12 protein-coding genes are annotated in these 14652 nt (G+C 69.1%); 8 read left to right on the forward strand and 4 right to left on the reverse strand.

The window, feature by feature from the left end:
* Nucleotides 1–2: 2 nt before the first annotated feature.
* The 4 genes from rnk to OMP43_RS04585 form a co-directional block, all read right to left on the reverse strand.
* Entirely contained in the window at nt 3–401 is a 399-nt protein-coding gene (rnk, locus tag OMP43_RS04570; RefSeq protein WP_280278544.1) for a nucleoside diphosphate kinase regulator, read from the reverse strand.
* A 207-nt stretch (nt 402–608) separates the two neighbouring features.
* On the reverse strand, nt 609–1766 hold the full coding sequence (locus OMP43_RS04575) for an MFS transporter (protein WP_280278545.1): 1158 nt from the start codon (nt 1764–1766) through the stop codon (nt 609–611).
* 127 nt (nt 1767–1893) lie between these two features.
* Nucleotides 1894–2451: a helix-turn-helix transcriptional regulator gene (locus tag OMP43_RS04580; protein WP_280278546.1), complete on the reverse strand. Its 558-nt coding sequence runs from the start codon at nt 2449–2451 to the stop codon at nt 1894–1896.
* Nucleotides 2452–2543: 92 nt separating this feature from the next.
* A complete protein-coding gene (locus tag OMP43_RS04585) occupies nt 2544–4958 on the reverse strand; it encodes a TonB-dependent receptor (protein WP_280278547.1) in 2415 nt (804 codons plus the stop codon).
* A 332-nt stretch (nt 4959–5290) separates the two neighbouring features.
* On the opposite strand from OMP43_RS04585, the gene OMP43_RS04590 reads away from it, so the two are divergent.
* From OMP43_RS04590 to OMP43_RS04625, 8 genes are read left to right on the forward strand one after another with little or no spacing between them, the layout of a single operon-like run.
* Nucleotides 5291–5935, forward strand: a complete 645-nt coding sequence (locus OMP43_RS04590) for an XrtA/PEP-CTERM system exopolysaccharide export protein (RefSeq protein ID WP_280278548.1) — start codon at nt 5291–5293, stop codon at nt 5933–5935.
* 10 nt (nt 5936–5945) lie between these two features.
* Complete coding sequence (locus tag OMP43_RS04595; protein ID WP_280278549.1) at nt 5946–7460, forward strand: XrtA system polysaccharide chain length determinant; 1515 nt, start codon at nt 5946–5948, stop codon at nt 7458–7460.
* A 1-nt stretch (nt 7461) separates the two neighbouring features.
* Complete coding sequence (locus tag OMP43_RS04600) at nt 7462–8589, forward strand: AAA family ATPase (protein WP_280278550.1); 1128 nt, start codon at nt 7462–7464, stop codon at nt 8587–8589.
* Nucleotides 8586–10181 (forward strand): hypothetical protein, encoded by a 1596-nt coding sequence (locus OMP43_RS04605; RefSeq protein WP_280278551.1) that lies wholly within the window; start codon nt 8586–8588, stop codon nt 10179–10181. Before OMP43_RS04600 ends, OMP43_RS04605 begins: the two co-directional genes overlap by 4 nt.
* A gap of 17 nt (nt 10182–10198) precedes the next feature.
* Nucleotides 10199–11416, forward strand: coding sequence for an AAA family ATPase (locus tag OMP43_RS04610; RefSeq protein ID WP_280278552.1), 1218 nt, complete (start codon nt 10199–10201; stop codon nt 11414–11416).
* A gap of 5 nt (nt 11417–11421) precedes the next feature.
* Nucleotides 11422–12279 (forward strand): XrtA system polysaccharide deacetylase, encoded by an 858-nt coding sequence (locus tag OMP43_RS04615; RefSeq protein WP_280278553.1) that lies wholly within the window; start codon nt 11422–11424, stop codon nt 12277–12279.
* Entirely contained in the window at nt 12276–13349 is a 1074-nt protein-coding gene (locus OMP43_RS04620; RefSeq protein WP_280278554.1) for a FemAB family XrtA/PEP-CTERM system-associated protein, read from the forward strand. The genes OMP43_RS04615 and OMP43_RS04620 overlap by 4 nt, the downstream gene beginning before the upstream one ends.
* On the forward strand, nt 13349–14599 hold the full coding sequence (locus OMP43_RS04625) for a TIGR03087 family PEP-CTERM/XrtA system glycosyltransferase (RefSeq protein ID WP_280278555.1): 1251 nt from the start codon (nt 13349–13351) through the stop codon (nt 14597–14599). The genes OMP43_RS04620 and OMP43_RS04625 overlap by 1 nt, the downstream gene beginning before the upstream one ends.
* Nucleotides 14600–14652: the final 53 nt, after the last annotated feature.

A 14652-nucleotide genomic window follows, 5' to 3' on the forward strand; every position in this document is an offset into this window, starting at 1 on the left:
GATCAGCCCGGCGCGGCTTGGCGGACTCCCAGCACGGTGAGGTGGCGATCGGGCCACAGGATCGACTGGCCCGTCCGCAGCCCGATCAGCGCCGCGCCCACGGGCGTGAGGACCGAGATCCGCCCCCGGGAGATATCCGCGTCGGACGGGTAGACGAGCGTGACGGTGCGCCGCGTGCCGTTGCTGTCGTCGACGAACTCCACCGTGGAACCCATCGTCACCGTATCGGGCGAAATGGCGGCCGCGCTGTGCAGCCTGGCGCGCTCGGTCTCGCGGAGCAGCAGCGCGCTGACCGCGGGAAAGCGGCGCTCGACGCTGAGCGCCAGGCCGGCGAGGCGCTCGGCTTCGGAATCGATCATGTCGATCGGCGGCCGGCTGGCCGCCTTGCGGGTCTTGCTCATATTCTGGAACTCCCAGGCAAAGGCGGCGATGCCGCCGGGGCGCCGAACGGCGCATTGCTTGGCCCCGGATCTCCGGGACATGCCTGAGGAGAACCCGGGGCTAGTTGCCTGCCAGGGACTGTCCCGCGTGAATGCGGTATCGCAGCGTGGGTGCGCGAAGCATCATGCGGGGACGATGGGGCCTGGGCCGGGGGTTGTCAAACCGCGTCAGAGGCTTTCGGCGGCCAGCAGGCAGGCGAGCATCGCCAGCACCAGCGCGATCAGGGCGATGCCGAGCGCCGGCCAGCCCCAGGCGGCGACGACCATGCCGGCGAGCGGCGGGCCGAGCAGCGCGCCGCCCGCGCCGAACTGGGTGATCAGGCCGTTCGCCGCCGCGATTCGGGGATCGTCGGGCGTGGTGGCCCCGGACTGGGCGGGCAGGCGGGCGAACATCAGCGGCGGGACGAGGCCGCTGATGAGCGTCGCGCCGATGGCGATGGCGCCGCTTTCGGCCAGGCTCGCTCCGGTACCCTGATAGAGCCAGAAGACCAGGGGCAGCGTGGCGAGCAGGGCCAGTATCGAGACCAGCATCATCCGGCCCCGGCCCAGCGCGCCGCCCCGCATCAGCCACATGGCAGCGGCCGAGCCGGGCAGGGCGGCGAGCGAGGCCAGCGCGGTGACCAGCCCGACCTGCTCGATCGGGGCGCCGCTGCGCTCGACCAGGAAGCTCGGCAGCAGCATGAGCAGCGCGCAGACGAACAGGGTGTAGAGGCCGAAGGCGAAGGTGGAGATCCAGGCGGCCGGGGCGGGGAGGGTGATCCGCCGGCCGCTGGCGCCGGGGAGCGGGAAGCGCGTGAGCAGGGCTGTAATCGCGGCCAGCGCGACCGCCCAGACCAGCATCACGCCGCGCGGGCCCGCCAGGGTGACCAGCGAGGCGGTGACCGCGCTGCCCAATGCCAGGCCCACGGGCACGAAGGTACTCCACAGGGCGAGCGCGCGGCCGCGGCTCCGCTCGGTGGCGAGAGCGGCGATGGCGGTGGGCGCGACGATCACCATCAGGAGATAGCCGATGCCCTCCACTGCGCGGGCGGCGAACAGGATGGCGGGGCTGGGGGCAATCGCCTCGACCAGGCTGGTGCCGGCGAGCGTGGCGCCGCCGAGCAGCAGGAAGGCGCGCATGCCGAAGCGGGCGAGGCCAAGGCCCGCGACGAAGCCGAACAGCGCGCCGCCCACCTCGAGCAGCGAGATCAGCAGCGCGATCTCGGGTAGCGACAGATGGAAGCTCTCGCGCAGGATCGGTGCGATGGCGGAGATCTTGGCGAGCTGCGCGGCGGCGAGGATTCCGACCAGCCAGAGCGTGATGATTCGGGGCCAGGGGGTGCGCATGCCGCCCTGCTAGGAGCAGGCGCCGATGATGGCCACGAATAGATTATACGGGCGCCGCCGGTACCGGATCGCGATCCGGGCGCTTCGGCCTGCCATCGGCCGCGTCACCCCGGAATGTCGGTCGGCCCTATGCCGGATCGAATGCGATGGTGGTGGTGATGCGGCCGATCCGGCCGTCGGCGAGCGGCACCGTTTCCCAGCGCAACATGCTGGGCAGCACCGCTATCACCGCGCAGCCATTATGGCCGGTGTGGAATTCCAGCCGCTGGAACGGACGATCATACCAGCCGCGATCGGCGAGCCCCGCTTCGGCGGCGACGATCTCCGGGCTGGCAAAGCTCCAGAGCGAGCGGTTCAGGAAGCTGTCGGCGCTGTCCGCCCAGGCTTTTGCCCGGCTGGGCGAGGCGGCGAGCAGGCGATGGGTGGCATCGCATACGAGATGCACCGGGGCGCTCGAAGACTCGACCAGGCGCTTCAGCGCGACGTCCGCGTCATTGCCGGCATTGGCGGCGATCATCGCCAGGATGCGCTCGCGCATTGCAGCCTCGGGCGCGTGCGTGCCGCTTTCCCAGCGCGACACGCTGGCCTGGGTAACGGCCAGGCGCTCGGCGACATGGCCCTGCTTGATCCCGTTGAGGATGCGGAAACGGCGCAGGGCCCTGCCCACGGGGAGATCGTGCAGCATGGCCGGAAAATAGGCTCCCTCGACCATGCGTCAATGCACCGGCTCCGCCATTCCGGAGGGAGCGGCCACGCGGCCGCTCCCTCCGGAATGCCTCACCAGCTCAGGCCGAGCCGCGCATAGACATAGCGCCCGCCAAAGCCGAAGGGCGAGTAGAAGGGGAAGCCGACCACGCCGGTGCTGTTGTTCGCGGCGATGGTATAGTCCGGATAGACGTCGAACAGATTGTTCACGCCGAGTGCGAACTGTGCGCCCTTAAGTGCCTGATAACGCAATTCGAGGTCGGTAATGGTGTGGCGGCCGCTATGGATGTCCGCCGCCGGGGTGGTGCCGGGCTGGTTGACGTCGCCATAATAGCTAGCGCGGGCGGTGATCGCGAGCTTGTCCAGCGACCAGTCGATCGAGCCCGTCACCTTCTGGCCCGGCGTGCCCTGCTCGATCGTCAGGATGCGGCTGCGGGCGAAGAGGACCGGCGCGGGGTTGATCGTGCCGGTGGAGGTGGGGATGCTGCTGCGGTCGACCTTGGTCTGGTTGAGATTGCCTGCGATCGTGAAGTCGAAGGTGCCGGCGGCATCCGTGGGCAGGCGGTAATGCGCCACCGCGTCGATGCCGCGGACGCGCGAGCGCAGGCCGTTGATGAAGAAGCGCGCGGCCTGGGCGCCGGTGTTGGTGCTGGCGAGCAGCGCGGCGACCTGGGGACTGAAGCTCGCCTGGATGTTCTCCGACAGCGCGAGCTGGTTGCGCAGGCGGATCTGATAGGCGTCGATCGTCAGGTCGAACCCGCCCGAGCGGATCACCGCGCCGACCGAAAGGTTGGTCGAGCGCTCGGGCTCGAGCGGCAGGCCGCCCAATGCGGCGCCGACGACGCTGACCGAGGGGAAGGTGCCGGTGAGGACGGGCGAGCCGTTCTGGACCACCGAGGCGATCGACGTGAAATATTGCTGCTGCAGGCTCGGCGCGCGGAAGCCGGTCGAGGCGGTGCCGCGCAGCGCGAACCAGGGCGCGAAATCATAGCGCAGCGAGACCTTGCCGGTCGCCGTGTCGCCGAAATCGGTATAATGCTCGCCGCGGCCGGCCAGGCCGATCAGCAGCTTGTCGGTGATCTGGGCTTCGAGATCGATATAGCCCGAGACGTTCTTGCGGCTGCGCTCGATGGCGTTGAGCGGGGAGAAGCCGCCAAAGCCCTGCGCGCCCGGCGCCTGGCCCGGCACGGCGCCGGTGGCGGGATAGTTCCACGAAGCCGGCTCGCCCGGCGTGATCTTGAAGCCCTCGCGGCGCCCCTCGATGCCGAAGGCGACGTTCAGCGACTGGAACAGGTCGAACTTGCGCGACACGTCGAGCCCGGCGACCCACTGGTCGTAGATCAGCGCGCCGTCGTAGAAGCTGGTCGGCGAGGCGTTGCCATAAGCATAGTTCGCCGAATTGCGGGTGTAATAAGCGATCTTGTTGCGGCCATAGGCGACGTTGAGATCGACGTCCCAGCCGGCCAGGTCGCCCTTGATGCCGAGCGCGCCGTTCGCGTTGGTCGATTTGGTGTTGATGATCGGCAGGAAGCCGTTCGGATAGATGCCGGAGACGGCGCCGGCGGCGCTGGGCAGGCGCGGGAAGGCGGCGCTGCGGCTGTCGCGGTCCTGATAGCCGAACCAGCCATAGAGCTTGAAATTGTCGCCGATGCCGGTGCCGGCGTTGATATAGCCGGTATATTGCTCGACCGCGGGATCGCCGAAGCGGCCGGTTACGCGGCTGGGGGTGACGCGCGGATCGAAATCGGCGCGGTTGGTCGCCTCGCGGTTCAGATATTCGCCGGAGAGAGTGACATAGCCGTCCTCGCCAAAGCCGATGCCCTGCCAGGCCGAGGCAGTGAAGGCAGGCTCGCCGGTGACCGAGCGGCTGCCGCGCGCCGTGTCGATGTCGGTGGCGTAGAAGCCATAGGTGGCAGTGGCGCCGCCGCCCGAGCGCGCCTCGCGCAGGCGGACGTTGATCACGCCGGCGATGGCGTCCGAGCCATATTGGGCCGAAGCGCCGTCGCGCAGCACTTCGATCCGCTCGAGCGCGGTGGCGGGAATGGTGTTGAGATCCACGGCCGCCGAGCCGCGGCCGACCGAGCCGTTGATGTTCAGCAGCGCCGAGGCGTTCGCGCGCACGCCGTTGATCAGGACGAGCGTCTGGTCCGGGGAAAGGCCGCGCAGCGTGGCCGGGCGGATCGCGTCCGTACCGTCCACGGCCGAGGGGCGCGGGAAGTCGATCGAGGGGGCGATGGCGGCAAGCGCGGCGCCAAGCTCGGTAGTGCCCTGGTTGCGCAGCGCGGTGCCGCTCAGCACGTCGACCGGCGAGGCGGTGTCGAGCCGCGAGCGGCCCTGGGCGCGCGTGCCGGTGACGATGATCTGGGTGTCTTCGGATGCCGGGCCCTGATCGGCCTGCGGCTCGGCAGTGTCCTGCGCGAAGGCAGGCGGCACGGCGAACGCCAGGGTAGTGGCGATGGCGAGGAGCGACGAGGAACGGAAACGCATGGAGGGCCCACCTTTTCTTATGGTGAGCAAAATCTCTACCAACTCACTGGGAATTGGTACAAAGGAAAGTTTGGCGCGGGGAAAAATGGAGTTGCGCATTGTTGCGCGAACGCAACACAATCGGCACCTCAACGCTCGTTCGCGGAATTGGTTCCCGGCCGATCACAAGCATGTCCCACGCCGGGATCGCGTGTCCCATCGGGATAAAGCGACGAACGGTCCGCAAGGCCTAACCCGATATTTACCTCTCGCCCCCATAGCTGAGCGTGATCCTGTGCGGGTTGCTGCCGAGACGTCGGCGGCGTGCGTGCCCGCCGGGAAAGGAGCTCGGCATGCGTTTCATCGGTTTCGGCAGGACATTTCTGGCTCTCGGCGCGGCGGCGGCGCTGCTGGCGGGATGCGGCGGCGGCGGTGGCCGCCCGGAGCTGCCGCCCGCGGCGGCGGTGGCCCAGCGCGAAGTGCCGAGCGATGAATATGTCATCGGCCCGATGGACCAGCTCCAGGTGTTCGTGTGGCGCAATCCCGAGCTGTCGGCGAAGGTGCAGGTGCGCCCCGACGGCCGCATCACCGTGCCGCTGATCAGCGACATGCCGGCGGTGGGCAAGACCCCGGCGATGCTGGCGGACGACCTGAAATTCGCGCTGAGCGAGTATATCAAGGATCCGATCGTCTCGGTGATCGTCGAGAATTTCAACGGGACGTACAGCCAGCAGGTCCGCGTCGTCGGCGCGACCGAGAAGCCGGCCTCGATCCCGTACCGCGCCAACATGACCCTGCTCGACGCGATGATCGCGGTGGGCGGCCTGAGCGAGTTCGCCGCGGGCAACCGCGCGCGGCTGGTGCGCTACGACCGTCAGACCGGCAAGCAGACCGAATACAAGGTGCGCCTGGGCGATCTGCTCAAGAACGGGGACATCAAGGCGAACGTCAAGCTCGAGCCGGGCGACGTGATCATCATCCCCACGAGCATGTTCTGAGGTAGCGCGGGTGGGGAGCCTCTACGACGAGCTGCGCGGCGCACTGCACGCGATCTGGCAACGGCGCTGGGTGGCGCTGGCCGTGGCCTGGGGCATCTGCCTGGCGGGCTGGCTGGTGGTGTCGCAGATGCCCAACAACTATGAATCGCGCGCGCGCATCTTCGTGCAGCTGCGCCAGATCATCCCCACCGACGGGACGACGGCGCTCAACCAGCAAAAGGACCTCGACCGGGTCCGCCAGACGCTGACCGCGGCGGTCAACCTGGAGAAAGTCGTGCGCGGCACCGACCTGGCCCGCACCGTCGCGACCGATCGCGACGTGGCGGATCGGGTGGCCGGCCTCCAGAAGGCGATCAAGCTGACCGCGCAGCAGGACAATCTGTTCGAGATCGCGGTCACCGCGCCGAGCGGCAAGCTCGCCCGCCAGATCACCCAGAAGCTGATCGACATCTTCGTCGAGGCGAACCTCTCCGACAATCGCGACCAGTCGAGCCAGTCGCTCGACTTCATGGACCAGCAGCTCGACGCGCGGCAGAAGCAGCTCGCCGATGCCGAGGCGAAGAAGGCGGACTTCCAGAACCGCTATCTCGGTTCGCTGCCCGGCACCGGGTCGATCGACGATCGCGTCTCCGCGGCGCGCACCCAGCTCGCCCAGATCCAGTCGGACCTGGCGGCGGCGCAATCGAGCCTCAACGTCGTCAACGCCCAGATGGCGAGCACCCCGGCCAATATCGCCGGCGCCGGCGGCGGCGCGGTGACCGGCCCGGCGCGGGCGCGGCTCGCGGCGATCCAGGGCCAGCTCGCCGATGCGCGGGCCAAGGGCTATACCGACAGCCATCCCGATGTGATCGCGCTGAAGAACCAGCTTGCCGCGGCGCAGAGCGCGGCGGCGCGCGAGCCGGTGGTGAGCGGCGCGTCGGCCGGCGCCTCCAACCCGGTCTATATCGGCCTGCAATCGATGCGGGCGGACAAGCAGGCGACCGTCGCCGCGCTGATCCAGCGCAAGGCGCAGATCGAGGGCGACCTGAACCTCCTCCAGGCCAAGATGGCCGAAGCGCCGGGCGTGGCCGCCGAACAGGGCGAGATCGAGCGCCAATATCAGGTGCTCAAAGGCCAGTATGACACGCTGCTCGCCCAGCGCGAGCAGATGAAGATCGCGAGCCAGGCGCAGAATGTCGCCGATGCCGACAAGTTCAACGTGGTCGATCCGCCGACCCAGCCGCGCGCGCCAAGCTCGCCCAACCGGCCGCTGCTGCTCACTGGCGTGCTGATCGCCGGACTGGGCGCCGGGCTGGCCGCCGCCTTCGCGCTGGGCAAGCTGACCACGACCTTCCCGACCGCCGCCAAGCTGGAAAAGGCGAGCGGCATGCCGGTGATCGGCTCGATCGGCGAAGTGGTGACCGCCGCGCAGACCGCGATGCGCCGCCGAAAGCTGGTGCTGTTCGCCGGCGGGCTGGCCGCCTTGTGCTTCGCCTATGTCGGGCTGATCGGCGTCGAATTCCTCCAGCGCGGCATGGGAGCCTGAGATGAACGACCAGACTCCCCGCCGGCTCAAGGGGTCGCTGCTCGAACGGGCGGCGCCTTCGTTCCATTATGCGCCTCCGCCGGTCGAGCCGCCCGAGGAAGCGCCAACGCCGCCGCCGGTGCGCAAGCGCGCGGCGGCGCCGGTGGCGCAACCCGCGATGGTGGTGCCGCCGCTGGTGCCGCAGGCCCCGCCGCCGCCCGAAGTGCAGCCCGAGCCGGCGCCCGTGCCGCCGCAGCCCGAGCCGGCCCCGGTGCAGCAGGCGCCCGAACCCGTCGTCGTGCCGGAGCCGGAGCCCGCTCCGGAACCGGAGCCGGCGCTCGCGCGCGGCGTCCCGGCCGAGCCCGAGCCGCAGATCGCCACCGCGCGCCCGGCCGGCCGCCGCATGGCACCGCTTGACCGCGAGGTGCTGGAACAGGGCGGAATGCTGATGCCCGGCGCGGCGATCACGCCGCTGGCGGAGGAATTCCGCATGGTGAAGCGCCAGCTGCTGCTCACCGCCCGCGCCGTCGCCGCCAAGGATACCGCCAAGGCCGCCGACCGCGCCCGCATGATCCTGGTCTGCTCGGCCCAGCCGAGCGAGGGCAAGACCTTCTGCGCGATCAACCTGGCGCTCTCGATGGCGACCGAGAAGGACGTCGAGGTGCTGCTGGTCGATGCCGATTTCCCCAAGCCCGACCTGCTGCCCCGCCTGGGCCTGCCGGGCGGCCCGGGCCTGCTCGACGTGCTGGCCGGGTCGGTGGCGAGCGTCGAGGAGTGCATCATCGACACCGACGTGCCGCAGCTTTCGGTGCTGCCGGCCGGTGCGCGTTCGAACAGCGACACCGAGCTGCTGGCGAGCGACCGTGCCCGGGCGCTGCTCGATGGGCTGGCCGCGGCCAATCCGCGCCGCATCGTGATCTTCGATTCGCCGCCCGCGCTGGCCGCGTCGCCGGCATCGGTGCTGGCGCTGCACGTGGGGCAGGTGATGCTCGTCGTGCGTGCCGACAGGACCAGCGAGGGCGATCTGCGCGCCGCGGTGAACACGCTCGATGGCTGCGAGCATATCCAGCTCGTGCTCAATTCCGTGTCGTTCCAGCCGGGCGGGCGGCGGTTCGGCAGCTATTACGAATATGGGGAGGAAAGCCGGTGAAGCGGCTCATCGTCACGGGCGCGGCGTTTGCTGCCGCCATGGCCGTTACGCCGGCCAGTGCGCAGCGCGCGCGCATCACGCCGTATATCGATGCGAGCCAGGTGGTCGCGGCCGATCTCAACGGTGGCGACGTGCTGACCTATTCGACGATCGGCGCGGGGATCGACGCCTCGGTCCAGTCACGCCGGGTCGAGGTGCAGGTGAGCTATCGCTACGAGCATCGCTTCGACTATCAGAACAGGCTGAACAACGATCACACGCATAGCGGCCTGGCGACCGTGAAGGCGAAGGTGGCGCCGGGCTTCTCGATCGAGGCGGGCGGCATCGCGACGCGCACCCGATCGGACATCCGCGGCGACGTGCAGACCAGCAATGTCGGCAATTTCAGCAACTCGGCCCAGGTCTTCTCCGGCTATATCGGGCCGAACGTGGCGACGCATCTGGGGCCGATGTTCGTCAACGGCGCCTATCGCTTCGGCTATACCAAGGTCGAGGCGCCCGGGCAGACCGGCGTTGCGCCGGGGCAGCCGCGGCTCGACAATTACGACGATTCGAAGGTGCATGTCGCCACCGCCAGCGTCGGCGTGAAATCGGGCACGGTGCTGCCCGTCGGCATCACCGCCAGCGGATCCTATACCCGCGAGGATGCGGGCCAGCTCGACCAGCGTTTCGAGGGCAAATATGGCCGCGGCGACGTGGTGCTGCCGGTGGCGCCGGGCCTCGCGGTGGCCGGCGGCGTGGGCTATGAGCAGATCAAGATCACCCAGCGCGATCCGCTGCGCGACACCGCCGGCAACCCGGTGGTCGACGGGGCGGGCCGCTTCAAGACCGATCCCAACTCGCCGCGCCGCATCGCCTATGACCTGGACGGCGTGTTCTGGGACGCGGGCGTGATCTGGAAGCCCAGCCGCCGCACCTTCCTCGAGGCGCGGGTCGGCCGGCGCTATGGATCGATGAGCTATACCGGCTCGCTCAGCTATCAGGCGAGCCCGGGCAGCGGCATCCAGATCGGCGTCTACGACACGGTGCAGACCTTCGGCCAGCAGCTGAACGGCCAGCTCGCGACGCTGCCGACCGCGCTGGCCAGCACCACCGATCCGTTCGGCAACCAGTTCTCGGGCTGCATCTACGGCACCACCGGCGCGGCGGCGGGCGGCTGCATGAACGGAGTCTTCGCCTCGGCGGCGACTTCGGCCTATCGCGCGCGCGGCGTGACCGCGGTGGCGGTGGCGGGCCGCGGCGGCACTCGCTTCGGCATCGGCGGCGGCTGGGCGCGGCGCGACTTCATCGCGCCGGCGGGCGGCACCGCCTTCACCACCAACGGCACCAGCGACACCAGCATCTACGCCCAGCTCTTCGCTTCCACCGATGTCGGCCCGAACGGTGCGCTTCAGGGCAGCATCCTCGGCAGCTATTACAACAGCGACATTCCGGGGAATGACGGCATTTACGGTTGGGGAGCGAATACGGCCTATACCCATCGCTTCGGGCGGCTGGGCGCGACCCTTTCGGCGGGCGTGTTCGGCTTCGAGCGGGAGGGCCAGAGCTCGGCCAGCGCGCAGGCGTTGCTGGGATTGCGTTACGGTTTCTAAGCGTCGGGACGAAACAGATGTACGACGACCATTACGGATTGAGCGGCCGGCCCTTCCAGCTGACCCCGGATCCGAAATTCTGGTTCGACACGGCCACGCACCGCAAGGCCATGGCCTATCTCGGCTATGGCCTGAGCCAGGGCGAGGGCTTCGTCGTGATCACCGGCGATCCCGGCGTGGGCAAGACCACGCTGATGGGCCATCTGCTCGGCGAGATCGACCGCGAGCGGCTGAACGTGATCAAGATCGTGTCGACCCAGCTGCGCCCCGAGGACCTGTTGCGGCTGGTCTGCCAGGGGCTGGGGATCGACAGCTCCGGCCTGAACAAGGCCGAGATGCTGGGCGAGATCGAGCGCGGACTGCACGCCGTGGCACGCACCGGCCGGCGCACGCTGGTAGTGGTCGACGAGGCGCAGTCGCTGCCGATCGAGAGCCTGGAGGAGCTGCGCATGCTCTCCAACTTCCAGGCGGGCGGCTATCCGCTGCTGCAGATCTTCCTGCTCGGCCAGCCCGAATTCCGTCTCAAGCTGAGCGATCCCCGTCTCGAACAATTGCGCCAGCGCGTGATTGCCATGCACCATCTCGATCCGATGCAGGCGGATGAAGTCGAGCCCTATCTGATCCACCGCCTTTCCTGCGTCGGCTGGCGGGGCAAGCCGCGCTTCACCAACGATGCGGTGGCGGCGATCCATCGCTGGTCGGGCGGCAGTCCGCGCCGCATCAACCAGCTCGCCAGCCGCGTGCTGCTGTTCGGCGCGGTCGAGGAGATGGAGACGTTCGGCGCGAACGAGCTGGCCGCGGTGATCGCGGACCTGAACGACGACACCCCGGTCTCGGGCTATCGGTCCGCGCCGGTGGCGACGCCGGCACCGGCGCCGGTGCAAGCGCCGGTACAGGCACCGGCACCTGCGTTTGCGCCTGTATCGGCACCCGCGCCCATGCCCGCGCCGGCGCGGCAGCCGGAACCCTATGAACTGACCGACGTGGCGCCGATGCCGATGGGCGCGCCGGTTCCGCCGCCGCGCCCCGCCGATCCGGTGCCGCTGCGTCCCGAGGCCGTAGCGCCCGCGAACGATCCGGCGCTGCAACGCCGCATCACCGAACTGGAGAGCCAGGTGCGCGACCAGGACGAGGCGCTGCGCCGCGTGCTGGGGCTGCTGGTCGACTGGGTGGAGCAGGGCGAGGGGCAGGGGCGCCGCCCCGACCTTTCCGCCATCCGCGGGAACGCGGCCTGATCCGCATGGTGGTCAACGCCCTCTCGGTCGATGTCGAGGACTGGTTCCAGGTCGGCGCCTTCGAGAACACGATCCGGCGCGGCGATTGGGATTCGCTCGAGCATCGGGTCGAGGCGAACACCGACAAGGTGCTGGCCCTGTTCGAGGCGGGCGGAGTGAAGGCGACCTTCTTCACGCTCGGCTGGGTGGCGGAGCGCTATCCCGCGCTGATCCGCCGCATCGCCGATGCGGGGCACGAAGTCGCCAGCCATGGCTGGGACCATCAGCGCGTCTTCACCATGGGCCCCGAGCAGTTCCGCGCCGACCTCGCCACCGCGCGGGCGGCGCTGGAGGATGCGAGCGGAACCCGGGTGACCGGCTATCGCGCGCCGAGCTTCTCGATCGATCGCCGCACGCCCTGGGCGCACGAGGTGCTGGCCGAGGCGGGCTATGCCTATTCCTCGAGCGTCGCGCCGGTGAAGCATGACCATTATGGCTGGCACGATGCGCCGCGCGGAGCCTACCGGCCGGTGCCGGGCGCCGGGCTGATCGAGATCCCGATCACCCTGGCGAATTTCTTCGGCCGCGAAGTGACCACCGGCGGCGGCTTTTTCCGCCTGCTGCCGGGCGAAGTGACCTATCGCGCGGTGCGCGCGGCGAACGACGCGGCGCGTCCGGCGATCTTCTATTTCCACCCCTGGGAGATCGACCCGGGCCAGCCGCGCGTGCAGGATGCGCCGTTCAAGTCGAAGCTGCGCCATTACAGCCGGCTGGGCGCGATGGCGGGCAAGCTCGAGACGCTGATCGCGGGGCATCCCTGGGGGCGGATGGACGAAGTCGCGGCGCGCGAGGCGGCGCGCCTGGAGACGGAGACGGCGACGTGAACGCTCCCCTGCGCAACCAGCCCGTCGCGCTGCGCGTCGCGGATCTCGGCGACGCGATCGAGCGGGCGCGGATCGGGGCGTTCGTGCACGATCACCCGGAGGGCACGCCCTTCCATCTGCCGGCCTGGAGCGTCGCGGTGGCGCGGGGCTGCGGGCAGCGGAGCCATTATCTGGTCGCCGAGAATGCCCGGGGCGACCTGGCCGGCGTGATGCCGCTCACCGAGGTCCGCTCGCCGCTGTTCGGCAACGTGCTGGCCTCGGCCGGGTTCGGCGTGGGCGGCGGCATATTGACCCACGACGCGCGTGTCGTTTCGCAGCTGGCGGAGGCGGCCTGGGCGCTTGCCGTCGAGCGGAAATGCCCGGTGGTGGAAGTGCGCGGCGGCCCGCTGCCCGGGCCGGAATGGCAGGTGGACGACACCCGCTATCTCGGCTTCGTGCGTTCGCTGGCGGAAGACGACGCGGCGCAGCTGGCCGCCATCCCGCGCAAGCAGCGCGCCGAAGTGCGCAAGGCACTGGAGAACGACCTGAACATCGCGACCGGCTGTAACTCCGCCGACATCGCAGCCCATTATGCCGTCTATGCCGAGTCGGTCCGCAATCTCGGCACGCCCGTATTTCCCCGGACTCTGTTTTCCGAGGTTTTACGCGAATTTGGCAATTCGGCGGACGTGCTTATAGTCCGCCACGGCGGGGTGGCAGTGTCGAGCGTCTTGAGCCTTTACTGGAACGGCACGGTGTATCCCTATTGGGGAGGCGGCACGCGGGACGCGCGCGCGCTGCGCGCCAATGATCGCATGTATTTCGAGCTGATGCGCCATGCCCGCACCCGCGGCTGCACGCGCTTCGACTTCGGCCGCTCCAAGACCGGCACCGGGGCCGCGGCGTTCAAGAAGAATTGGGGCTTCGATCCGCAGCCGCTGACCTATTACGAGCGGGTGGCCGAGGGCGCCAAGGCGCGCGACGCGAGCCCGGTGAACCCGAAATATTCGCTCCAGGTGCGCGTCTGGAGCAAGCTCCCCCTGTGGATCGCCAATCGCGCGGGTCCCCTGATCGCGAAGGGCCTTGGCTGATGGGCGACATACTCTTCCTCGCGCACCGCGTTCCCTATCCGCCCGACCGGGGGGACAAGATCCGCGGCTTCAACATCCTGAAATATCTGTCGACGAAGAAGCGCGTCCATCTGATCGCCTTTGCCGACGATCCCGCCGACCTGAAGCAGAAGGGCGGGCTGACCAAATATACCGGCAACCGCTCGATCGTGTGGCGCGCCAAGTCGCAGCTGGTGGCGGGCTTCCAGGCGATGGTCCAGCATCGGCCGGTGTCGCTCACCGCGTTCGACAACGACGCGCTGCGCCAGGCGGTGGAGAACATCCTCGAGCGCCACCGGATCGACACGATCTACGTCTTCTCGAGCCAGATGGCGCAATATCTCCCGCCGCGGCCGCGCCAGCGCGTGATCATGGACTTTGTCGACATGGATTCGGCCAAGTTCGCCGCCTATGCCAAGAGCAGCAAGGGCCCGATGGGCTGGATGCTCGGCCGCGAGGCGCGGCTGCTGCTCGCGCACGAAAAGGCGATTGCGGCGCGCGCCGATGCGAATCTGTTCGTGAGCGAGGCGGAAGCGGAGCTGTTCCGCCAGCGCACCGGCGCCGATCGGGTGCATGTGATCGAGAACGGCATCGACACCGAGTTTTTCGATCCCTCGGCGCATTTCAAGCGCGTCGACGTGATGGGATCGACGATCGTCTTCACCGGCCAGATGGACTATCGCCCGAACATCGAGGGCGTGACCTGGTTCGTCGAGACGATCCTGCCGCATATCCGCCTGGTCCATCCGGACGCGCGCTTCATCATCGTCGGCCGCAACCCGACCGACGCGGTGAAGGCGCTCGGCAAGCATCCGGGCGTGGCGGTGATCGGCGAGGTGCCCGATGTGCGCGGCTGGCTGGCCCAGGCCGCGGTGGTGGTCGCGCCGCTCAAGCTGGCGCGCGGCATCCAGAACAAGGTGCTCGAGGGCATGGCGATGGCGCGGCCGGTGGTGGCGTCCGAGGCCGCCGCGACGGGCATCGACCATGGCGGCACGATCCTGGTCGGCGCGACCGTGGGGGAGATGGCGGAGCACGTCACCCGGCTGCTCGCCAACCGCCGCAAGGCGACCGAGCTGGGCGAGGCGGCGCGGCAGCGCGTGATCGACCGCTACAGCTGGGAAGCGCGGTTGAGCCCGCTCGACGAAGTGCTCGGCCAGCCGCTGCGCCCCGCCAAGGAAGAGCGCGTCTCCCGTGTCACGGACGTGCCGAAGAAGCCGCGGCGGGCGGCGTGATTTCGCGCGCGGTGTTTCTCTTTTCTTCGTCATTCCCGCTTATTTCTTCGTCA

It is taken from the genome of Sphingomonas sp. CBMAI 2297 (assembly GCF_029870595.1).
Taxonomy (GTDB): Bacteria; Pseudomonadota; Alphaproteobacteria; order Sphingomonadales; family Sphingomonadaceae; genus Sphingomonas.